This window comes from Nocardia sp. NPDC058058, assembly GCF_042885355.1.
Lineage (GTDB): Bacteria > Actinomycetota > Actinomycetes > Mycobacteriales > Mycobacteriaceae > Nocardia.
In genome coordinates, this window is the sequence record NZ_JBHVSA010000004.1 from 1236585 (window position 1) to 1256894 (window position 20310).

General features: G+C 67.1%; 18 protein-coding genes. 13 read left to right on the forward strand and 5 right to left on the reverse strand.

From position 1 onward, the window contains the following. Position 1: 1 nt before the first annotated feature. A complete protein-coding gene (locus tag ACFVUS_RS36755) occupies positions 2-1129 on the forward strand; it encodes an acyl-CoA dehydrogenase family protein (RefSeq protein WP_387777538.1) in 1128 nt (375 codons plus the stop codon). A gap of 236 nt (positions 1130-1365) precedes the next feature. Here the strand turns inward: ACFVUS_RS36755 and ACFVUS_RS36760 are convergent, their stop codons facing one another. Then, positions 1366-1986 carry a TetR/AcrR family transcriptional regulator gene (locus ACFVUS_RS36760; RefSeq protein WP_387777541.1) on the reverse strand — a complete coding sequence of 207 codons (621 nt, stop codon included), beginning with the start codon at positions 1984-1986 and terminating at the stop codon, positions 1366-1368. A gap of 242 nt (positions 1987-2228) precedes the next feature. Here ACFVUS_RS36760 and ACFVUS_RS36765 point away from each other — a divergent pair, with 242 nt between their 5' ends. The 4 genes from ACFVUS_RS36765 to ACFVUS_RS36780 all read left to right on the forward strand — a co-directional run bounded on the left by ACFVUS_RS36765 (position 2229) and on the right by ACFVUS_RS36780 (position 8840). Next, positions 2229-4292, forward strand: a complete 2064-nt coding sequence (locus ACFVUS_RS36765) for an alkyl/aryl-sulfatase (RefSeq protein ID WP_387777544.1) — start codon at positions 2229-2231, stop codon at positions 4290-4292. A 65-nt stretch (positions 4293-4357) separates the two neighbouring features. Continuing rightward, entirely contained in the window at positions 4358-6259 is a 1902-nt protein-coding gene (locus ACFVUS_RS36770; RefSeq protein ID WP_387777547.1) for an alkyl/aryl-sulfatase, read from the forward strand. A 173-nt stretch (positions 6260-6432) separates the two neighbouring features. Further along, positions 6433-7899: a hypothetical protein gene (locus tag ACFVUS_RS36775; protein WP_387777550.1), complete on the forward strand. Its 1467-nt coding sequence runs from the start codon at positions 6433-6435 to the stop codon at positions 7897-7899. Continuing rightward, positions 7896-8840, forward strand: coding sequence for an ARPP-1 family domain-containing protein (locus tag ACFVUS_RS36780; RefSeq protein ID WP_387777553.1), 945 nt, complete (start codon positions 7896-7898; stop codon positions 8838-8840). The genes ACFVUS_RS36775 and ACFVUS_RS36780 overlap by 4 nt, the downstream gene beginning before the upstream one ends. A 109-nt stretch (positions 8841-8949) precedes the next feature. Here the strand turns inward: ACFVUS_RS36780 and ACFVUS_RS36785 are convergent, their stop codons facing one another. Beyond that, the gene (locus ACFVUS_RS36785; protein ID WP_387777556.1) at positions 8950-9330 is read right to left on the reverse strand and encodes a hypothetical protein; all 381 of its coding nucleotides are present in this window, start codon (positions 9328-9330) and stop codon (positions 8950-8952) included. Between the two features lie 187 nt (positions 9331-9517). Here ACFVUS_RS36785 and ACFVUS_RS36790 point away from each other — a divergent pair, with 187 nt between their 5' ends. After that, the gene (locus ACFVUS_RS36790; RefSeq protein WP_387777559.1) at positions 9518-10516 is read left to right on the forward strand and encodes a DUF5996 family protein; all 999 of its coding nucleotides are present in this window, start codon (positions 9518-9520) and stop codon (positions 10514-10516) included. Positions 10517-10626: 110 nt separating this feature from the next. Continuing rightward, complete coding sequence (locus ACFVUS_RS36795; RefSeq protein WP_387777562.1) at positions 10627-12006, forward strand: bifunctional lysylphosphatidylglycerol flippase/synthetase MprF; 1380 nt, start codon at positions 10627-10629, stop codon at positions 12004-12006. A gap of 9 nt (positions 12007-12015) precedes the next feature. On the opposite strand, the gene ACFVUS_RS36800 is transcribed toward ACFVUS_RS36795, so the two are convergent. Genes ACFVUS_RS36800 through ACFVUS_RS36810 form a run of 3 tightly spaced genes read right to left on the reverse strand, consistent with a single transcriptional unit; the run spans position 12016 to position 13993 of the window. Further along, entirely contained in the window at positions 12016-12768 is a 753-nt protein-coding gene (locus ACFVUS_RS36800; RefSeq protein ID WP_387777565.1) for an alpha/beta fold hydrolase, read from the reverse strand. 41 nt (positions 12769-12809) lie between these two features. Beyond that, positions 12810-13559, reverse strand: a complete 750-nt coding sequence (locus ACFVUS_RS36805; protein ID WP_387777568.1) for an SDR family oxidoreductase — start codon at positions 13557-13559, stop codon at positions 12810-12812. Positions 13560-13615: 56 nt separating this feature from the next. Further along, a complete protein-coding gene (locus tag ACFVUS_RS36810) occupies positions 13616-13993 on the reverse strand; it encodes a hypothetical protein (protein ID WP_387777571.1) in 378 nt (125 codons plus the stop codon). A 233-nt stretch (positions 13994-14226) separates the two neighbouring features. Between ACFVUS_RS36810 and ACFVUS_RS36815 the strand changes: the two genes are divergently transcribed. The 6 genes from ACFVUS_RS36815 (at position 14227) to ACFVUS_RS36840 (ending at position 20216) form a co-directional block, all read left to right on the forward strand. After that, positions 14227-14805: a sigma-70 family RNA polymerase sigma factor gene (locus ACFVUS_RS36815; protein ID WP_387777574.1), complete on the forward strand. Its 579-nt coding sequence runs from the start codon at positions 14227-14229 to the stop codon at positions 14803-14805. A gap of 16 nt (positions 14806-14821) precedes the next feature. Then, complete coding sequence (locus tag ACFVUS_RS36820; RefSeq protein ID WP_387777577.1) at positions 14822-15523, forward strand: hypothetical protein; 702 nt, start codon at positions 14822-14824, stop codon at positions 15521-15523. Next, positions 15507-16280, forward strand: coding sequence for a DUF6529 family protein (locus tag ACFVUS_RS36825; RefSeq protein WP_387777580.1), 774 nt, complete (start codon positions 15507-15509; stop codon positions 16278-16280). Before ACFVUS_RS36820 ends, ACFVUS_RS36825 begins: the two co-directional genes overlap by 17 nt. 93 nt (positions 16281-16373) lie before the next feature. Next, entirely contained in the window at positions 16374-16823 is a 450-nt protein-coding gene (locus ACFVUS_RS36830; protein WP_375968490.1) for a Rieske (2Fe-2S) protein, read from the forward strand. Between the two features lie 180 nt (positions 16824-17003). Next, positions 17004-18833 (forward strand): N-acetylmuramoyl-L-alanine amidase, encoded by a 1830-nt coding sequence (locus ACFVUS_RS36835; RefSeq protein ID WP_387777583.1) that lies wholly within the window; start codon positions 17004-17006, stop codon positions 18831-18833. A gap of 345 nt (positions 18834-19178) precedes the next feature. Continuing rightward, a complete protein-coding gene (locus ACFVUS_RS36840) occupies positions 19179-20216 on the forward strand; it encodes an Hsp70 family protein (RefSeq protein WP_387777586.1) in 1038 nt (345 codons plus the stop codon). The last annotated feature ends 94 nt before the right edge of the window (positions 20217-20310 follow it).

Genomic DNA, 20310 nt, shown 5'->3' on the forward strand with positions numbered 1-20310 from the left:
CATGGATTTCGATCTGACCACCGAACAGGAGATGCTGCGCGACACCGTGCGTGACGTCCTGGCTCGCGGCTACAGCCCGGAAGCCCGCACGCGGGTCATCGGCACCGAACTCGGCTGGGATCGGCAACTCTGGCAGACCTTCGCCGAGGTCGGACTGCTCGGGCTCACCTTCGCCGAAGCGGACGGCGGCATGGGCGCGGGACCGCTGGAGGCCATGCTGGTGTTCACCGAGATCGGCCGGAAACTGGCCCCGGAGCCACTGCTGGACTGCGCGCTGCTGCCCGGCGGGCTGATCGCCGCCGTCGGCTCGGACGCGCAGCGCAAGGGCCTGCTGCCCAAGGTGGCCGAGGGTGAACTGCGGCTCGCCTTCGCGCACGCCGAATCGGGTGTGCGCTGGCCGTCCACCGAACTCGCCACCCGGGCCGTCCAGCACGGTGACGGCTGGCAGCTCACCGGCGTCAAACATCCGGTGGCGCACGGTGATTGCGCGGAGCTGCTGATCGTCAGCGTCGCACTCGCCGACGGCGGGATGGGGCTGTTCCTGGTCGACCCCGCCGATCCGGGCGTACGACGCACCGGCTACCGCACCCACGATGGATTGCGCGGCGCGACAATCGAATTCGAGGGCGCGACCGCCGAACCACTCGGCCCGGTGGTCGATGTCTCCGATCCCGTCGAGGCGGCGCTGGCCGGTGCGCAGGCCGCGCTGTGCGCCGAGGCCGTGGGCGCGATGGAGGAGTCGCTGCGGCTCACCGCCGAATATCTGAAGACCCGCAAGCAATTCGGCGTTCCGCTGCGCGCCTTCCAGGCACTGACCCAGCGTGCCGCCGATATGTATGTCTCGCTCGAACTCGCGCGGGGCATGAGCATGTACGCGTCCATGTCGTTGGCCGACGGCATCACCGATCCGGTGGTCGCCTCGCGCGCCAAACTGCGCATCGGCCGCTCCGCCCGGCATATCGGGCAGGAGGCCATCCAGCTGCACGGCGGTATCGGTATGACGGCGGAGTATCCGGTCGGCCACTACACGGCCCGGCTCACCGCCATCGAGCACACGCTCGGTGACTCCGCCGATCATCTGCGCCGCCTCGGCGATTACGTGGGCGACTATCAGATGGTGGAGATCTGACGATGTGACTGACCGGTGTGGGTGCGGAACAGTGTGCGTCGAAATGCTTGCTGGACGGTTGCTCAATTCCTTACGGTGAAGGCGCTGAAGTGATCGAACGAAAGCGAGGATGCCGCAATGAATTTCCCGATCATCAACCTCGGTTCCGCCACCCTCGACCTGGCGAGCACCATCACCGGAGTGCTCGCCAATATCACCTATCTATTGCAGTCCTGGGGTTCCATGTAGCCTGACGCTCAATCGGAGCTTTTGTCGGACAATAGATTTCGCAGGACTCGGGTAATGGCGTGCGAGGCCGCGCGCTGTGAGAGTCCGCGCCGGTCGACCAGTTGGTGCCGGTACGCCCAGCCCACGGTGGCCTCGATCAGATCGAGCAGTTCGCGATCCTGGACGCCATCCCGATTCAGCTCGGTAACGAAGATCCGCGCCAGCCCGGCGCGGATCTTGCCATCGGTCAACCGCATTCGCTCATCGATAGCGGTAATGGACGGCGACTCCAGCAGTCCGAGCAGCCGGGGTGTGCGCTGATGGGCGAAGACGATCGCGCTCTGTTCGACCACCGCCGCGATCCGCTCGTCCAGCGGCAGGTTCGGATCGGGTGCCACGACCAGTGACTCCACCAGTTCGGACTGTGCGTCCACCGCTGCCACCCGCAGGTCCTCGCGGCCGGGAAAGTGCACGAAGATGCTGCGTTCGGAAACACCCGCGCGGTCCGCGATGTCCTTGGTCGTCGGTGCGTAACTGCCCTCCTTGAGGGCTGCGAGCAGCGCCTCCACGATCGCCTTGCGGGTCTGCTCCGGATTGCGCCTGCGGCGGCGCTCCCCGCTCGGTTGGCGCTCGGTGGTGCCCTCGCTCATCTCTGCATCCGATCACATCGGCTCCCGGCGATATTCGCGGGGTCGGGGGAGGATTCCGGCCACCGCTATTGCAGTCTAACTGCAATAGCGGCTATGGTGACATTGCGCGGCAAACGCTGAAGCAACCGTAGAAGGCGTTCTCAATGCCGTGAACGAATCGTTATGGCGAAATTAGCGAACGCGTAGCTAACAGCTGCTTGGCTGGTTTGCGGTGCGCGCGAGCGGAAGATGTAGGAGACGGCGTGGTCGACGGCAATCCGAACAAGGGCGCGGACAAGCAGGAGAACGGCGGACCCCGGGTGTCCCGGCGCGGCATGCTCGGAGTCGGCGCGGCGGCCTTGGCGGCCGTCGGCGTCGGCGGTGCGCTCAGCGCCTGCGGTTCCTCGGACGAGGTCAATCCGTCCACCACCCAGACCGATCCCACCGATGCCATCGCCTCGGCGAATCAGCAGCTCACCCGGACGCTGCCGTTCGGGGACACCGTCGACTTCGCCGATGCGGACCACGGTTTCATCGAGGCGCTACAGCCCGGCGTCATCAAGGACGACAAGGGCAAGGTGATCTGGGATACCGACTCCTACGGCTTCCTGCAGGGCACCTGTCCGTCCTCGGCCAACCCGAGCCTGTGGCGGCAATCCCAGCTCACCGTCAAACAGGGTCTGTACGAGATCGCGCCCGGCTTCTACCAGGTCCGCGGCCTGGACCTGTCGAATATGACGCTCATCGAGGGCGATACCGGCGTCATCGTCATCGACCCGCTCATCTCCAACGAGACCGCGGCCGCGGGCCTGGCGCTGTACCGCAAGCATCGCGGCGACAAGCCGGTCACCGGATTGATCTACACCCACGCGCACGTCGACCACTTCGGCGGTTCGCTCGGCGTCACCACCCGCGAGGATGTGGCGGCGGGCCGCTGCCCGGTGGTCGCACCCGCCGGACTGCTCGAACACGCTGTCGCCGAGAACATCTACGCGGGCACCGCGATGTCGCGACGTGCCGCGTACATGTACGGCGCGGCGCTGCCGCGCGGGCCGAAGGGACAGATCGGCGCGGGACTGGGACAGACCACCTCGATCGGCACCATCAGCCTGATCGACCCGACCGTGAACATCACCGCGACCGGGCAGCAGGAGACCATCGACGGCGTCCGCATGGTGTTCCAGATGACGCCCGGCACCGAAGCGCCATCGGAGATGAACTTCTACTTCCCGGACCGCCGCATCCTGTGCATGGCCGAGAACGCCACGCACACACTGCACAACCTGCTCACGTTGCGCGGTGCGCTGGTGCGCGATCCGCACGTGTGGTCCAAGTACCTCACCGAATCCATCAATCTCTACGCACGCCAGTCCGATATCGTGTTCTCCTCGCACCACTGGCCGATCTGGGGCACCGACAAGATCGTGGAATACCTTTCCGCGCAACGGGATCTGTACGGGTATCTCAACGATCAGACCCTGCGGATGCTCAATACCGGCATGGTCGGCAGTGAGATCGCCGAGGCGATGAAAGTGCCGCCCGCGATCGAAAAGGCTTGGTACTCACACGGGTACTACGGGTCGGTCAGCCACAATGTGAAGGCCATCTACCAGCGGTACATGGGCTGGTTCGACGGCAACCCGGCACATCTGTGGGAACATCCGCCGGTCGACAACGCCAAGCGGCACGTCGATGCCATGGGCGGCGCGAACGAGGTGCTGAAGAAGGCCCAAAAGGCTTATGACGACGCCGATTTCCGCTGGGCCGTGCAAATGCTCAACTACGTGATCTTCGCCGACGCCAACAACAAGAAGGCGAAAGACCTACAGGCCAGTGCATTCGAACAGCTCGGCTACGGTTCCGAGAACGCCACCTGGCGCAACTTCTACCTCTCCGGCGCGTACGAGTTGCGCAACGGGTCCTTCGGCACGCCCACCGCGGCCAACTCCAAGGGCTTGCTGGCGGCGCTCACCGTGGATCAGGCGTTCGACGCCATCTCGCTGTTCGTCAACGGGCCCAGGGCCTGGGACACCCATCTGGTCACCGACTGGAAATTCAGTGATCAGCAGGACAAGGTGCATCGCGCCGAACTGCGCAATGGCGTGCTGGTGCACTACGACCGCTGGCCGGACGACGGCCTGCCCGCGGCGGACGCGACCGTCACCCTCACCCGCGGCGGGTTCATTCAGAACATGGTCGGCGGCGGCAATATGCAGGACGCGGTTGCCAAGGGCGACATCAAGATCGACGGCAATGCCGCCGCGCTCATCCAGATGAAGGGACTGTTCGACAAGCCGGATCCCGGCTTCGCCATCGTCACGCCGTGACGAAAAGCCTTCACCAGCAAGCACGTTCGATCAAGTCGGGACACCGACGGGAACAGGAGCAGGCAGTGAGCGCACAGACCGAACCCAGTCAGTACATCGTCGAGCAGAATCAACGAGCCGCCGCGGACCCGAACCTTGCCGACGCCACCGATCAGCAGGACGCGGATCGCGGCTTCATCGCGGCGCTGGAACCCGGCGTGGTCACGAACGCCGATGGAAAAGTGGTCTGGGACAACGATTCCTACGGATTCCTGAAGGGATCGTGCCCCGCGTCCGTGCATCCCAGCCTGTGGCGGCAGTCCGGGCTCAATATTCGCCAGGGTCTGTACGAGGTGACCGAGGGGATCTATCAGATCCGCGGTCTGGACCTGTCGAATATGACGCTCATCGAGGGCGAAACCGGTGTGATCGTGATCGATCCGCTGATCTCGGCCGAAACCGCCGAAGCCGGTTTGAAGCTGTACCGGGCGCATCGCGGTGATCGCCCGGTCACCGGAATGATCTACACCCATTCGCACGTCGATCATTTCGGCGGCGCGATGGGCGTGGTCGCGGTCGAGGATGTGGCGTCCGGGAAGGTGCCGGTCATCGCGCCACAGGGCTTCCTCGAACACGCCATCGCCGAAAACGTCTACGCCGGAACGGCTATGACGCGTCGCGCCTCGTACATGTACGGTGCGCTGCTGCCGCGCGGACCGCAGGGTCAGGTGGGTGCGGGGCTCGGCCAGACCACCTCGGTCGGCACCGTCACCCTCATCGACCCCACCCTCGACATCACCCACACCGGGCAGGAGGAGACGGTCGACGGGGTGCGCATCGTCTTCCAGATCACGCCCGGCACCGAAGCGCCGTCGGAGATGAACTTCTACTTCCCCGATCATCGCGCACTCTGCATGGCGGAGAACGCGACTCATACGCTGCACAATCTGCTCACCCTGCGCGGTGCGCTGGTGCGCGATCCGCACGTGTGGTCGCAGTACCTCACCGAATCCATCAATCTCTATGCGCGCCAGTCGGATGTCGTGTTCGCCTCGCACCACTGGCCGACCTGGGATACCGCGCGACTGGTGGAATACCTTTCGCTGCAACGGGATCTGTACGCGTTCCTACACGATCAGACACTGCGGCGGCTGAACCAGGGGTACGTCGGCAGCGAGATCGCGGAAATGATCGAACTGCCGCCCGCCATCACCGCCGCCTGGAACACGCACGGGTACTACGGGTCGATCAGCCACAATGTGAAGGCCATCTATCAGCGCTATATGGGCTGGTTCGACGGCAATCCGGCACACCTGTGGGAGCATCCGCCGGTCGAATCCGCCAGGCGGCACGTGGAATTCATGGGCGGCGCGGATGAGGTGCTGCGCAAGGCGCGCGCCTCCTACGATGACGGCGACTACCGCTGGGTGGCACAGGCGGTCAACTACGTCATCTTCGCCGATCCCGCCAATGCGGCCGCCAAGACGCTGCTCGCCAGCACCTACGATCAACTCGGCTACGGTGCGGAGAACGCGACCTGGCGCAATTTCTACCTCATGGGCGCGTACGAACTGCGCAACGGCGTGGTCGGCACACCGACGCAGGCGAATTCGCCGACCATGATGTCGGCGCTGACCGTCGAGCAGGTCTTCGACGCACTGTCGCTGCGGCTGGACGGGCAGAAGGCGTGGAGCGAGAAGGCCGTCAGCGATTGGCGTTTCACCGATCAGAACCGCACGCACCGGCTGGAACTGCGCAATGGCGTACTGGTGCACTACGACCGGTTCGCCGGGGACGGGCTGCCGGACGCGGACGTGACGTTCACGCTCACCAAACCGGCGCTGATCGGGGTGCTGCTCGCCGGGCAGGATGTGAACGCGGCCGTGCAGTCGGGTGCGATCTCCATCGAGGGTGACGCGCAGAGCTTCGGGAAGCTGATCACGCTGTTCGACGATCCGGATCCGAATTTCGCCATCGTCACCCCATAGACCGAATTCGCGGTGCTACCCCTCATCGGCGCCGCGAATTCGAATGCGGGGCCCTGCCGCCGACCGTCCGGCAGGGCCCCGTTTCATGCCCGCCGAACCCGGTGCGGTCGAATCCGTTGTGGTTCAGGGAAAATCAGTGGATTGTCAAGTGTGACGTTCCCTACCCTCGAATGGTGAACACCGCAACCCTGCTCGATCACCTCCGCACCCACAGCATGCCGCCGGCGCTGTCCCGCGCCGGTGTGCTGACCTGGGATGACGCGGAATTCCACCGTGCCGCATACGATTCCGATCCGGAGACCTATCTGCTGCTGGCCCTGACCCCCGGCGTGCACGAGCACCAGCGCGCCCGCGTCCTGCTCCAGACCCTGACTGCCACCCGCACCGGACTCGATCAGCACACCCGTATGACCCTCGACAAGGCAACGCGCGCACTGCTTTTCGCGCTCGCCCCGAACCAGGTCATCACGGTCCTGCTGACCCTGCGCCGCCGCCGCCTCAACCACAAGCACGTCACCCGAGCCATCCTGACCTTCGTCCTGGACCACCCCGACGCCGAACTCCTCATCGCCGCCCGCCGCCCCGCCCTGCGCGACTGCTTCGAGCACGCGCTGGGGAAGGCAACCGCGCGCGGATGTGTGCGGGAGATCATCGGCGGCAATGGCGCGGAGCTGCGGCGAAAGCTGCTGCGGTTCAGTGTGAATCCCGCTGTGGCGGTCGAGCGGGTGCGGCAGCTGTACGCACCCGGCACCCACGGTGTTCCCGTGCTGACCGAACCCATCGCCCCGCTGGAGCCGACGCGGCAGCGCGAGCCGATCGTCACCGTGACCAATCGCGGTGATATCGCGGCCACCCTGGTGCACGCGTATCGGGGCGACTCCAGCGCCGAATTGCGCTCCGCCCTGGCCGGTTACGTCGCGGCCGCGGCGGACGGCCTCCCGCGCTTGGCCGCGAATGTGGCCCTGGTGCTGGACACCTCGGATTCCATGCGCGGCTACGGCGAGCGCGAATGGGCACTCCTGTCCCAGGCCGAGGCGCTGCGCCTGGTCCTGGCCCGACTCTGCGAGCACCTGACCGTCATCGAAGCGGGTGCGGCCCAAACCGCCCCGACCGACCTGGCCACCGCCCTGCTTGACGCCCTCGCCGGACGACCCAGCCGAGCGCCCCACGTGAGTACGACTGCACGGCCTGCCCAAACGGCCACCGCGACCCGGCCCGCCGAAATGTCGACGGCGACTCGGTCTGCCGAAATGTCGGCGGCCGCGCTGTCTTCCGAGACGGACGATTCGGTTGTCGTCGCACCGTCAGTTCGGTCGGTGGGGGAGGGCGGCCCGGATCTGGTGGTGATTGTGACCGACGGGTATGAGAACCGGATGGCGGGGGATTTGGCGCGGGTGGTGGCGACGCTGCCGCGGATCGGGGTGGATACGCCGATTGTGCTGTGTCAGACCACGTTCACCGGGCGGGACGACCTGTCGCTGCGTGATCCGGCACCCGCGCTGCCGCGGCAGCGGTGCTGGCATCAGGACGATTTCGCGGCGTTGCTGCCGTGGATGTTCGTGCGGTGCCCGGCCGGAGCGGACTGGATCATCGCCGCGGCCCGGGCATTTCTGGACGAGCGGGAAGGAGTGCTGACATGAACCGACTCGATACGCTGGTGCACGCGCCGGTCGATCTGAGCGGGTACCGGCTGGGTGCGCCGCAGACCGCGGGTGCGCTCACCATGGTGCCGATCCACGGTCCGGAGCGGCCCGGGATCGTGCCGCCGCGTTCGGGATTGAAGCTCAATCGCGTGGTGGGGTACGGGAGTGTGGAGCTGCACAATGGCGCGCCCGCGGGCGTGGCCATCGTGCCGCTGCATATCGGGTACATCCAGGAGGGCGCGCAGAATCACGCGCTGTGCTCGGCCGCGCTCATGGGCGCGGGACAGACCCGGCTGTTCGACGACGCCTGCTGCGTACAGGCCGCGCAGGGCGGCTACCTCGAGGCCCGCGATCAGTGGTTCTTCGTACTGCCGCTCGAATTGCGGGCCAGGGCATTGCAATTGCGCGGTAAGCCGGGCTATTCCAAGCTCTGGCAGGATATTTCGGCGGTGAACGCGCGCTACCGGCTGCCCGCGCGCGGACATCTGGAGCAGCTGCTCACCCGTAAGCGCGCGGTGCTGACCCAGTTCCGCAGCCGCCTGGAATTGCTGCCCGGCCAGCTCGGCGCACTGTTCTTCGTCGGCCGGAAGTTCGCGGGCCTGGAGATCGCGCCCGATCCCCGGTACTTCGCCGAAATGTGGATGCCGCTGGTGTGTTTCGCGTACGGCGTCGCCGCCTGGCAGGCCGAACCGGAGCGCGCCGAGGCGGAGCCGTTCGAGGTGGACAGCCTCGCCGCACTGCGCACCGAGCTCACCCGTGAGCGCGAGCGCCGGGCGAGCGAGGTGCTCTCCTGGATGCCCGCACCCGCGCAGGTGCGGCTCACCGAGGAGGAGCGCTACCTCGATCTGCGACTGCACACCGTGACCGGCGGCGGCCTCACCGGTCAGCTGGTCGTCGAGCACGACCGGCTGGTATACGCATCACTGTTCGCGGCCTGATTTAAATAGATTGCGCCACAACCGAATACGAGATTGAATAACTACTACGGGAACTGAGCCGGGCACGGCGGGAACCAGCTTCATTCCAGATGAAGAAATAACTCGCCTGTTAAGCGAATAGCCGACCCGCCATCGCGCCGGCCGCCTGTCCCGTACCTACCGGGCGATTCCCCGGCGTGGCCACACCGCGCTGGGGAATTTGCCGTACCGCGGCACTGAAGAGCTGATACTCCGCCGGTGGCACGCACACCTCCCGATAGGGCTGGCGCGGTTCCACCCGCCGTTGCGGCCCGGGAATCACCACCCCGTGCCGCAGTTCCTCGCCCTTGGGTTCGGCCGCCGCCTCCTGCGCGCGGACCCAGCTCCGCATGGCATTGGACGCCAGGCTGGGCAGGTATTCCACCGCCCGCTCCCACTCCAGACCCTCCACCTGCGTCGGGTCGCTGACCGCTGTGACGACGACGGCGTAGGCCGTATTGATGTCCGTCATGCGGATTCACCCCTGTTCTCGGTTCCGGCGCTGTCTCGCGCGTTGCGCGGGGAATGTTCAGGATACTTTGAAAGATCTTGCACTACTGCGTGTTTCGCTGTACTCGCAGGTGGCCTGCGAGTGTGTAGGATTGGCGGCGCAATGCCGATCTGAAACACGACCGTCTCGAACGAAAGTGGGCAGGAGCATGGGCGATTCCTCGGTTACCGGCACCATCGCGGCGGATTCGAGCGATGTACTCCCGGCCCTGCCGCTCGGAGTCTGGCGGCCCACCAAGGAAACCCTGCACCGCTACATTCAGATCGTCGGCAAAGTCGCACTGGCGAAAGGCATCCGCCGCAATCACTGGTGGCATATGACCTATCGCGTCAATGCGCGCGGCTGGACCACCCTGCCGCTCGGCAGCGCCACCGATGGCCCGGTATTCACCTGCGCCTTCGATTTCTTCGATCACGTGCTGCGCATTTCCAATGATCGCGGCAGCCAGGAGGAAATCCCGCTCGCCGATCAATCCGTGGCCGGGTTCTACGCCGAGACCATGCGCGGCCTGCGCGATCTCGGCATCGAGGTGGAACTGCCCTTCCCGACCCCGTACGACCTGCCCGATCACGGCCGCCCCTTCGCCGAGGACGAGGAACACCACCACTACGACCCGGCCGCCGCCCAGCGCGCCTTCCGCGTCACCAGCCAGGTGGGCCGCATTCTCGAGGATTTCAGCGCCAGTTACTCCGGCAAGATCAGCCCGGTCCAACTGTTCTGGCACACCTTCGATCTCGCGGTGCAGCGCTTCTCCGACCGCAAGATCGAGATGCCCGAGAGCGTGGATCCGGTGACCCGCGAGGCCTATTCGCGCGAGGAGATCAGCGCCGGATTCTGGTTCGGCGACGATAAGGTCCCCGAGCCGACGTTCTACTCCTACACCGCCCCCGAACCCGAAGGGCTGACCGAGCTTCCGCTGCAACCGCCCGAAGCGCGCTGGGTGCCATCGGGTTCCGCGCACGCCGCCTACTACTCCTACGACGCGGCCCGGCGCAGCGCCGATCCGGTCGGCGCGACCCTCGATTTCCTGCACTCCGCCTACGCCTCGGGCTCGCGTCTCGCTGGTTGGGACGCACCCGCTCTGGCCTGCCCCGGAGGCATCACCGACCCGGTGCTGGGCAGTCTCTGGAAAGGCTGGCCGGAATAACCGAGTGCCTCCCGTCGTATGTCCCGTTTAGTGTGTTTGTAGGGACCGAGGGAGGATCACCATGGGTATACGCTTGGTGAGCGGGCCGCATGTGGAGCAAAGGGAGCAGCATGCGTGACGAGAATATGGCGGTGCGGACCACCGGTCTGACCGCATATCGCGACACCGTTTTCACCGCCGGACCGACCACTCGGATACCACTCATGGGTGTGCTCGTGTTCGGCTCTCTGGTGCTGGTGTGGGCGGCCGAACGCTCCGCCCGCGAGGGCACCGACCACGGCTGGTTCGTGGCGGTCTCGATAGCCGGGCTCTTCATAGCCCGCGGCCTGCACCTGCGGCGGCCCATCACGCTCCCGCATCTCACAGCCGCGACCGTGGTGCTGGTGATCGCGAACTTCGCCTACCGGGCCGAGCACACCAGCGTCGGATTCGTCTTCCTGGCGGCCAGCGGGCTGGTGCTGATGGCCCCGCTGGGCATTAAACCGCAGCCCGAACAGCTACCCCGGGTGGCCGAACTGGTGCGCCGCACGCAATTGGATCCGGTCGCCCCCTTCGCGCTGCACTCCTCCAAGAGCTATTACTTCAACGCCGATTCCTCGGCGGCCATCGCCTATCGCGCGCGGTTCGGTATCGCCGTGGTCGCGGGCGATCCGATCGGGGACAGGGCGCGGTTCGGCGAATTGGTCTCGGAATTCTCCGAATTCGCCGCCTCGCACGGCTGGCGTGTGGCGGTGCTGGGCGCGAGCCCGGAACTCACCCAGCTCTGGCAGTTGCGCGCCTTCGAACATCGCGGGCTGCGCCAGGTCCCGATCGGACGGGACGTGGTGGTCGAGGTCGGCGATTTCGACATGGTCGGCCGGCGATTCCGCAATCTGCGGCAGGCGGTCAGCCGCACCCGCAATTTCGGCGTCACCACCGAGATCGTGCCCGAGGTCGCGCTCACCGAACCGCAACGCGAGAACCTGCTGAGCATTGTCGACGAATGGGGACACGGGCGGCAGACCCGCGGATTCTCGATGATCCTGGACCATCTGCTGGACGGCAGGCATCCGGGCATGCTGCTGGTGCTGGCCCGCGATGAGCACGGGCAGGTCGCCGGATTCCAGCGCTACGGCATCTCCGGCAACGGCCGCGAGCTGAGCCTGGATGTGCCGTGGCGGCGCAAGGACGCGCCCAATGGGCTGGACGAGCGCATGATCGTCGATCTGATCGAGTACGCCAAGGCGCGCGGCATCACCCGAATCTCGCTGGCGTTCGCGGCTTTTCCGGAGATGTTCGCGGACAAGGAACGCGGCAGGCTCGGCCAGCTGGCGTATACCGCTGTGCGACTGGGTGATCCGCTCATCCGGCTGGAATCGCTGTACCGGTTTCTGCGCAAGTTCAATTCGTTCTCGGATCAGCGATTCGTGCTGATTCGCTGGCGCGAGGTGCTCATCGCGGCGGCGGCACTGCTCACCCTGGAGTTCGTACCGCACCGCCGCGAATACTGAGAGCTGTTCTCAGGCCAGAAATTCCACCAGCGCGGCGGAGAAGCCCGGATCGGTGGTGGCGACCAGGTGATCGCCCGGCACCACCGCCAGCTTCGCGTTCGGGAAGGCGGCCGCCAGGCGTTCCGGTTCGGCCGCGAACGGGTCGGCGTCGCCCGCCAGCACCAGCGCGGGCACGGTGATATCGGCGACCGATTTGATCGGGGCCTCGTTCAACCCGCCCGCCAGCGCGGCGATGGCCTCGCGATCCGCGCCCAGCACATCGGCCAGCATGCGGAACATCCTGGCCTGCTCCACCGTGCCGGACCCGTCACCGCGCATGGCGGTGACGATGTCCTCGGCATTGATCACCCGCCAGTCGATACCGCCGCAATCCACCACCCCCGAACCGATGCCGCCGACCGCCAGTTTGCGCACCCGCGCATCGGCCTGCGCGACGAGGATCGAGATGATCCCGCCCATCGAATAGCCAACCTGCGCAACCTCATCCAGTCCGAGGTGGTCGTAGAGCGCCCGCACGTCATCGGCCATCGCGTGCCAGGAATACCGAGCCGGATCGTGCGGCTTCTCCGACCGCCCGTGCCCGCGCGCGTCCAGCGAGATCACGTGGTGCCCGGCGGTGTGCAGCGCCGCCACCACGCCGACGCTCATCCAGTTGGCGTTGGTATCGGCGACGATGCCGTGCTGCAGCACAACCGGCATGCCCTCGCCCTCCCACACGCGGTAGTTGAGCTCGAGACCATCCCAGCTGGTGAACTTCGCCATGCGGCCGATGCTAGCGGCGAAAGCCGAAGGGCCGCGCCGGATCAGGAGATGCGGGCCATGAGGGCGCGGGGGAGCAGCGGCATGACCGCCCCGAACACCCGCCACGGCCACTGCGGTACCGAGGCGCGCACGGTCTCGTGTTCGATCGCGGCGACCATGGCCGCGACACCCTTGTCCAGCGGGGTGAGCAGTGTCGTGTCACCGGCGCGACCGGACATATCGGTGGCGATATAGCCCGGCTGCACCGTGGTGACCTTGATCGGGGTGCCGCGCAATTCGATGGCCAGGCCCTCGCCGAGCGCGGTGAGCCCGGCCTTGCTGGCCGCATAGGCCGCCTTCTTACCGGGCAGTCCGCGCACCGCGCTCATCGAGGAGATGAGCACCAGATGTCCGGCTTTCTGCTCCCGGAAGATGCTCATGGCCGCCTCGGTCTGCGCCAGCGCGCTCACGAAATTGGTGGTGGCCGTGGCGATATTGGCGTCCGCGCGGCCGGTGCCGATGCGCGCGCCCTTGCCGAGTCCGGCATTGACGATCACCCGGTCCAGGCCGCCCAGTTCCGCGCGCAGTTCGTCGAAGACCTTGGGTACGGCCGCGTGATCGTCCACATCCAGTCCGCGCACGGCCACCGTGATGCCCGGGTGGGCGGCCAGGAGTTCGGTGCGCAGCGCCACCAGATTCTCGGTGCGCCGGGCGCAGAGCGCGAGATCGCGTCCCCGCCGGGCGAATTCGCGAGCCATACCCGCGCCCAGCCCGGAGCTCGCACCGGTGATGAGAATCTTCTGCCGCGTCATATCGGACACCCTAGCCGTACCCGCGTCACTGACAATTGTCAGTGAACGCCGAAATCTCAGCCGCCGAAGGACCCCGTCGGAACATCCGGCACCAGCCGCCAGGCGCCGCAGCTTTCGCTGCTGAAGGCCACGTCGGTCGCCTTGATGACAATCCGCAGCGGATGCTGGCGGGTGAAATCGCTGGCGATGATGTAGAAGTTCGGGTCGCTGTAATCGGCGGGCGTCTGGACGTGCCAGAGCCGGCGCCAGAAGCAGCCGGTGGCATTGTCCGGGGTGCCGTCCGAGACATAGGTACCCGGCTTGATATCGACATTCACCAGGTAGAGGCCGTCGCCCGGGATCTCGGTCGCCGGATCGGCGGCGGCGATGGCCGCGGTGGTGGTCAGCAGTGCGGAAGCGAGGGCTCCCGCGATCATCAGCGCGCCTGTACGCACAGTGTTCCTCCCTTGAAATCTCTGTGAGCCGGGTGGCCTCGCTTCCGCCCGGTGTGGAGATCCCCGCATCTCCCGGGGAGGTTTATCAGAAATCGACCGTCCATTTCGGTTGTTCCGTGTAATTGATTGCCTACAAACCGGTTTCGATTCGGAAATCACGGTCGAAACTGTTAACACCGAAATAGGTAGTAATCACCGATTCTCTTCTTGTCGCCCATCGCGATATTCAGGGCATGAGACGACTCCAACCCCTCCCCGACGCGAGTTCGCCCGGCCCCTCCACCTGCGCCGAAGAATGCGCCCGGCTCTGCACCCACGACGGACTCTCCGCCGTCCTCACCGCCGACAAGGCACTGCTGCACTGGCGCGCCATGCGCCGCCTCGGTGATACCGGCCTGGCCGAGCACGCGGTTCAGGAAACCCTGCTGCGCGGCTGGAAAGCCTGCGCCACCTATGACCCGAGCCGGGGCAGCGTGCGCACCTGGCTGCTCACCATCGAGCGCAATATCCTCACCGATATCGCCCGCATGCGCTCCGCCCGGCCCGGCGACGCGCACTGGGACGAGATCGGCGATGTGGCCGAGGGACGCTGTGCCCGACCCGATTTCAGCGATGGGCTCGCCGACGGTCTGCTGGTCGACGAACTGCTCGCGCACCTGCCCGGACCGCAGCGCGATGCCGTCGTCCAGGTCATCCTGCGCGATCGCGCCTATCAGGATGTCGCCGCCGACCTCGGAGTTCCGGTCGGCACCGTGAAAACCCGCGTGCACTACGCACTGCGCTCGCTGCGGCGACTGCCCCTCAGCGCCTGAAAAACGGAGAACAGTCATGAAACGGGCGGGCCCCCTCCTCACCCTCGCCGCCGCCGCAGTGCTCGGCGGTGGACTGCTGATCACCGATATCGTCACCGACCCCACCGATGACACCGCGGATCGTGCCGCGGTCACCACATCCGCCGGAGCAGCCACCACTTCCGCCGGGGCAGGGCCGAGCGCCGCCGCCTCGAGCGCCGCGAACGTTCCCGCTGCTCCCTCCGGCGCCGCGCCCGGTGCGGGGACCTCGGCCGCGCCCGGTTCCGCTGCCCCCTCGGCCTTCCCCGCCCAGGCCGACTATGTGGCGGTGATCCCCGCCCAGCCCCGCTCGATCACCCTGTCCATCACGGTCACCGGCAAACAGGCCGTGGCATACGCCTGCGACGGCGCATCGGTCGAGAGCTGGCTGCGCGGTGCGGCCGATGCCGGTCGAATGTCCTTGACCGGCAAGAACTCCGAACTACAGGCCACCCTGAAGGACAATGTCCTGACCGGCACGCTGACCCTGGACAACCGCGCCATGGATTTCACCGCACCCCTGGTGCAGGCCCCGGCCGGTATCTACTACGCCCGCTCAAACGGCACGCGCGACAGTTGGATCGTGCGCCCCGACGGCAGCGTCACCGGCGTCCGCCGCCAATCCGACGGAACCACCACCCCCGCACCGACTCTCGCCCCGGACGCACGAAAGGTGCACGGCGATGACACCGACTTCTGACCCCCGCGACCCGCACACCCAGCGCTCGATACCGACGGTGATCCGAGGCGCGGTCCCGCCCGCGCGCGCCGACTCGTCACTGTCCGCACCCGGTGCATTGCCCGCGCAAGGTGGGAGTGGCTCGTCTTCGTGCGCACCCGGTGTATCGCCCGGGCCGGCCACGGGTAGTGCGCCTCAGCCCGCGTCCGGGGTTGCGTCACAATCTGTTTCGGGTTCGTCTCCCCAGCGCGCGGCGCTGACCATCGTGCTGATCGTGGTCGCGGGGGCGGCGGTGTCGGTGCTGCTGGGGGTGTACGGATCCACCCATCCCGCACGCGGTTACGCGGTGAGCCTGGCGGGATTCTCCAGTCCGGGCGCGGTGAAGGCCTGGCTCGCCACGGTCGTGGTGTTGCTCGCGGTCGGGCAGGACATCAGCGCGCTGGCCATGTACGGGGTGCTGCCCAGGATTCGCGCGGGGCGCTGGGCCTCGGTGTGGCATGTGTGGTCCGGGCGGCTGGCGGTGCTGGTGAGCATTCCCGTCGCGGCGCACTGCCTGTACGCCTTCGGTTTCGAGGCCACCGATCGCCGGGTGCTGCTGCATTCGCTGCTGGGCTGCGCCGTCTACGGCGTCTTCGTCGCCAAGATGCTGCTGCTGACCCGAAAAGGCTTGCCGCGCTGGGTGATTCCGGTCATGGGCGGGGTGCTGTTCACCGGCTTCGTGGCGCTCTGGTTCACCTCGGCGGTCTGGTATTTCCGCACGCAGGGGTTCGCCCCGTGATTTCCGGTCCCGGCCGAGTGAACCCGTCACCCCCGTAAACACGTCCACAAGGTGTGGCCGTCAGCCCACGGCCGCCACAAGCGAGGAGTAATCATGACCGACCAGATTTCGGCCCCGGACATATTCCGGATGGATCGCCGCACCGCGCTCGCCGCCACCGGCATCGCCGCCACCGCCCTGACCGCCGTCGCGTGCAGTAGCTACGGCAATACCGAGAAGGCCGCCGCCTCGACCAACGGCGCTCAGGACAAGCGGCAGGACGGCAGCACCGAGCTCGCCAAGACCTCCGAGGTGCCCGTCGGCGGCGGTGTCATCAAGGGCGACACCGTCATCACCCAGGCGACCGCGGGCGCGTTCGCGGGGTTCTCGTCCACCTGCACGCATCTGGGCTGCAAGGTGAGCGAGGTGAGCGATGGCGTCATCAAATGCCCATGTCACGGCAGCAAATTCAATCTCGACGGGAGCGTCGCGGGCGGTCCCGCACCGCGTGCGCTGGACACCCGCGCGGTGCGGGTCGAGGGCGATTCCATCGTGTCGGCCTGATCGATAGCTGAAATACCTCGCCTGAGCGGCGAGATCAAGCGTCCAATAGCCCTGACCACTAGTAACAGTTCGATCACGAGGCTTGCCAGAGGGTAACTGGTGTTGCGAAAGTGAACCGCTGGGTTTGGTGTTACTAGTGGGAAGGGAGGGGCGCCTCGATCCCGGGAGCGCCGCCAGCTTATGAAGCCGAATATTGTCAAGGCCGGTATCTTCACCGCCGTGACGGCCGCGGCATTCTCGACGGTCTCCGGGCTCATCCCGGGCATCGCCCAAGCTTCGCCCGTTTTGCCGGAAATGCCGCAAAGGCTCGCCGGGAAGACGATCTTCCTCGACCCGGGCCATCAGGGTCCCAATCACAGTCAGGACGTCGCCAAACAGGTCGACGACGGTCGCGGCGGCACCAAGGCCTGCCAGACCACCGGCATGACCAGCCTGCACGGCGTCCCCGAACACACCATCAACTGGGATGTGTCGCAATTGGTGCGCACCTCCCTCGAAGGCCTCGGCGCGCGGGTCGTGATGAGCCGCCCCGATGACACCGGCTGGGGCGGCTGCGTCGACGAACGCGCCCGCGCCGCCAACCAATCCGGCGCCGATATCGCCGTCAGCATTCACGCCGACAGCGCGCCCGCCGACGCCCGCGGCTTCCACCTGATCGTGCCGCAGCTGCCGATTCCGGACAGCAAGGCCAACGAGGTGCAGTCCGTCGCCGGACTCGCCGCCAGTAAAGCCATGCGCGACGCCTACATTCAGGCCGGTTTCCCGGCCGCCGCCTACAACGGCGCGGTCGAGGGATTGCAACCGCGCGCCGATATCGCCGGTCCGGCCCTGACCCAGGTGCCGGACGTCTTCCTCGAAATGGGCAATGGTGCCAACGCCGAGGACGCCGCGCTGCTGGAATCGCAGGAGGGCCAGCTGCGGCACGCGGTCACCATCACCACCGGTGTGGTGTCGTATCTGCTCGGTATGCCGGTGCCGCCGGCGAGTGCCGATCAGGTGGTCGGACCCGCGAACGTACCGCCGGTGCAACCCGCACAGCATCAGCTTCCCCCCGCGCCCGGCACCGAACCGCAGACCGAACCGGGCGGGACCCAGGCTGAGCCGCAAGCGGTTCCGCAGGGCGGACCGGGAGCCAACTCGCCGCAGGGTGGCGCGCAGTCGCCGGGCGCGATGCCCGGTGGTCTGCCCGAACCGAGCGGTCCGGCCGCCGGTGGTCCCGAACCGGTTGCGCCGCAGGGCGTTCCGGCCGCACCGCAGGTCGCTCCGCAGGGGGCGGCGCCCGCCGAGGTGGCACCGGGCACCGCGCCCGCACCGCAGGCCGCGCCCGCACCCGACGCCAAGCCCGCACCGGGTGGGGCTCAGCCCGCACCGCAGGCTCCGGGCGCCGCACCGCAGCCGCAGTCCCAGGGCGGCGCGGTGGATCCGAAGGCGGCTCCGCCCGCGCCGCAGGGTTTCTCACCGGAACTGCTCTTCCCGCAGTTGAGCGATCTGCTCAAGCCGCAGGTGGCGCAGCCGGGTCAGTCGAAACCGGCCGCACCCGCTCCCGGTGTGGCACAGCCCAATCAGGTGGTGCCCGGTCAGCAGCCCGCGGCCGACAGTCGCGTACTGCCCGCCACGATTCCGGGCGCGAGCGAACTGCCCAGGGCCAATGCCATGAACGGCGTGCAGCCGATCGCGGCTCCGATCGCGCCCAAGGCGCCGCCCGCCGCGGCACCGCAACCCCCGAGTGCGGGAACGCAATCGAGCCCGAGCACGCGGACCAGTCCGGGCACGCTGCCTAATCCGGGTACACCGGGTGCGCAGTCCCCGTCCACCGATCGCAGCTCCAAGACCGGTGAACTGTTCGATACCGAATCGATGAGCGGGCTGGTGCAGTCGGTCATCAAGATGGTGGGACCGCTGGCCAAGATGCTCATGGGTCAGAACGGTGTCGCCTCGGATCTGATCAACCTGGCGTACAGCATGGTGTCGGCGCTGAGCTCCACGATTCTGACGGCTCCGGCCAAGTAGTTCGCGTCGACCCGGGTAAACCGGCCGACCGTTCCATCGAAAGCGTCCCCGCCTCGAATCAATCGGCGCGGGGGCGCTTTTCGTCATCCTGGCGGACTTGCGTTCCGACCGGTATCTCTCGTCGCGTGTGTTGCGAAATGTCCAAGTCGAGCAAACTTCTCGCGACCACGATTGCTTCGGGCGTGTCTCGCGCACCCTTGCTGGCTGGCGCGGTTGTGCCCGCGGACAGGTGCAGTTGCGGACAACCGCGTGTCCGGTGGTTGGCAAGCATCCGGCGCAGGAGTTGCATGAATCCCGGGTCGGGTCAGGACGGCTGAGAACGACTCGTCGATCGAGGTGGATGAGATGGCGTTCGGTGTGGGCTTGAGTATCGGCACGGTCAATACGGTGTGCGTCACGGCCGCCGATCGCTCGGTGCGGCGGGGGAGCACCCCCTTCGCGGCCCGCCGCGGCGCACCGCCGCCCACCACCTGGCGCACCACCCTCACCTTCGACAGTTCCGGGCTGGCACGGGTGGGCCGTATTCCGCGGCACGGCCGGGTCATCACCGAATTCGCCGATCTGACCCAGCGCGGGGCCCCGGTCGCGCGGGTCGGTCACCGAGCGCTCTCCGCCGCGGATCTCGTTGCCACCGTGGCGGACAGCGTGCTCGAGGAGGTGCTGGGGAAGGCTCCGGCCGGGCAGCAGGGAGGCGGGGATACCGGAATCACCGTGACCCATCCGGCCGGGTACTCCGCGAATCTGGTGGCCGACCTGCGTTCCGCGCTCGACGGGATCGGGCTCGCGCAGGTGCGCCTGCTGCCCGAACCGGTGGCCGCCGCGGCCTGGCTGGCGGCGCAGCGTGGTCCGCTCATGCCCGGCCTGGCCCTGGTGTACGACCTGGGCGGTTCCGGGTTGGATGTGACGCTGGTGCGGGTGGGTGCGGGCGCACCGAGCAATCCGATCGTCGGATTGCCTTTGCATTCGGCCGATTTCGGTGGCCGGGCGTTCGGCGGCATGGTCGCGGGACGCTTGCGGCGCAATCCGGACGCGCCCGTCATCTCCAGGGTGAGTTCGGACAGCGATACCGGTGAACTGCGCGCCGAACATGTGCTGGCCTCGATGAAACTGGTGTACCGCTGCCTGCGCATCGCCGATGTCACCATGGCCGATGTGGATCGGGTGCTGGTGGTCGGCGGTGCGGCCCGGCCGCCCGAGGTCGCCGATGTGCTGGCCGAACAGCTGGCCCGCCCGGTGACGGTCGCGCCCGATCCGGAGCGCACGATCGCGGACGGCGCGGCCATCGCGGCCAAAGAGTCGGTACTCGCGCAGGATTCCGGGGGCCATCGGCATCATGTGCTAGCTGATCTCCTCCGGCGTGTCACCCGGGTGGCCGCACTCTAGATCCGCCGGTTACCGGGCGGTTTGCCTTCGATCATGGGACGTTTCGCCGCAACACGTGCAAGCATCTTGCTAGCACGTGTTGACGCTGCTCCAG

What these genes read in the sequence shown, in the direction of transcription:
- ACFVUS_RS36790 (WP_387777559.1), top strand. Translation starts at nt 9,518, where the DNA reads ATGGGCGATTCCTCGGTTACCGGCACCATCGCGGCGGATTCGAGCGAT.
- ACFVUS_RS36820 (WP_387777577.1), top strand. Translation starts at nt 14,822, where the DNA reads ATGAAACGGGCGGGCCCCCTCCTCACCCTCGCCGCCGCCGCAGTGCTC.
- ACFVUS_RS36785 (WP_387777556.1), bottom strand. Translation starts at nt 9,330, where the DNA reads ATGACGGACATCAATACGGCCTACGCCGTCGTCGTCACAGCGGTCAGC.
- ACFVUS_RS36805 (WP_387777568.1), bottom strand. Translation starts at nt 13,559, where the DNA reads ATGACGCGGCAGAAGATTCTCATCACCGGTGCGAGCTCCGGGCTGGGC.
- ACFVUS_RS36825 (WP_387777580.1), top strand. Translation starts at nt 15,507, where the DNA reads ATGACACCGACTTCTGACCCCCGCGACCCGCACACCCAGCGCTCGATA.
- ACFVUS_RS36840 (WP_387777586.1), top strand. Translation starts at nt 19,179, where the DNA reads ATGGCGTTCGGTGTGGGCTTGAGTATCGGCACGGTCAATACGGTGTGC.
- ACFVUS_RS36795 (WP_387777562.1), top strand. Translation starts at nt 10,627, where the DNA reads ATGCGTGACGAGAATATGGCGGTGCGGACCACCGGTCTGACCGCATAT.
- ACFVUS_RS36800 (WP_387777565.1), bottom strand. Translation starts at nt 12,768, where the DNA reads ATGGCGAAGTTCACCAGCTGGGATGGTCTCGAGCTCAACTACCGCGTG.
- ACFVUS_RS36815 (WP_387777574.1), top strand. Translation starts at nt 14,227, where the DNA reads ATGAGACGACTCCAACCCCTCCCCGACGCGAGTTCGCCCGGCCCCTCC.
- ACFVUS_RS36830 (WP_375968490.1), top strand. Translation starts at nt 16,374, where the DNA reads ATGACCGACCAGATTTCGGCCCCGGACATATTCCGGATGGATCGCCGC.
- ACFVUS_RS36835 (WP_387777583.1), top strand. Translation starts at nt 17,004, where the DNA reads ATGAAGCCGAATATTGTCAAGGCCGGTATCTTCACCGCCGTGACGGCC.
- ACFVUS_RS36780 (WP_387777553.1), top strand. Translation starts at nt 7,896, where the DNA reads ATGAACCGACTCGATACGCTGGTGCACGCGCCGGTCGATCTGAGCGGG.
- ACFVUS_RS36760 (WP_387777541.1), bottom strand. Translation starts at nt 1,986, where the DNA reads ATGAGCGAGGGCACCACCGAGCGCCAACCGAGCGGGGAGCGCCGCCGC.
- ACFVUS_RS36755 (WP_387777538.1), top strand. Translation starts at nt 2, where the DNA reads ATGGATTTCGATCTGACCACCGAACAGGAGATGCTGCGCGACACCGTG.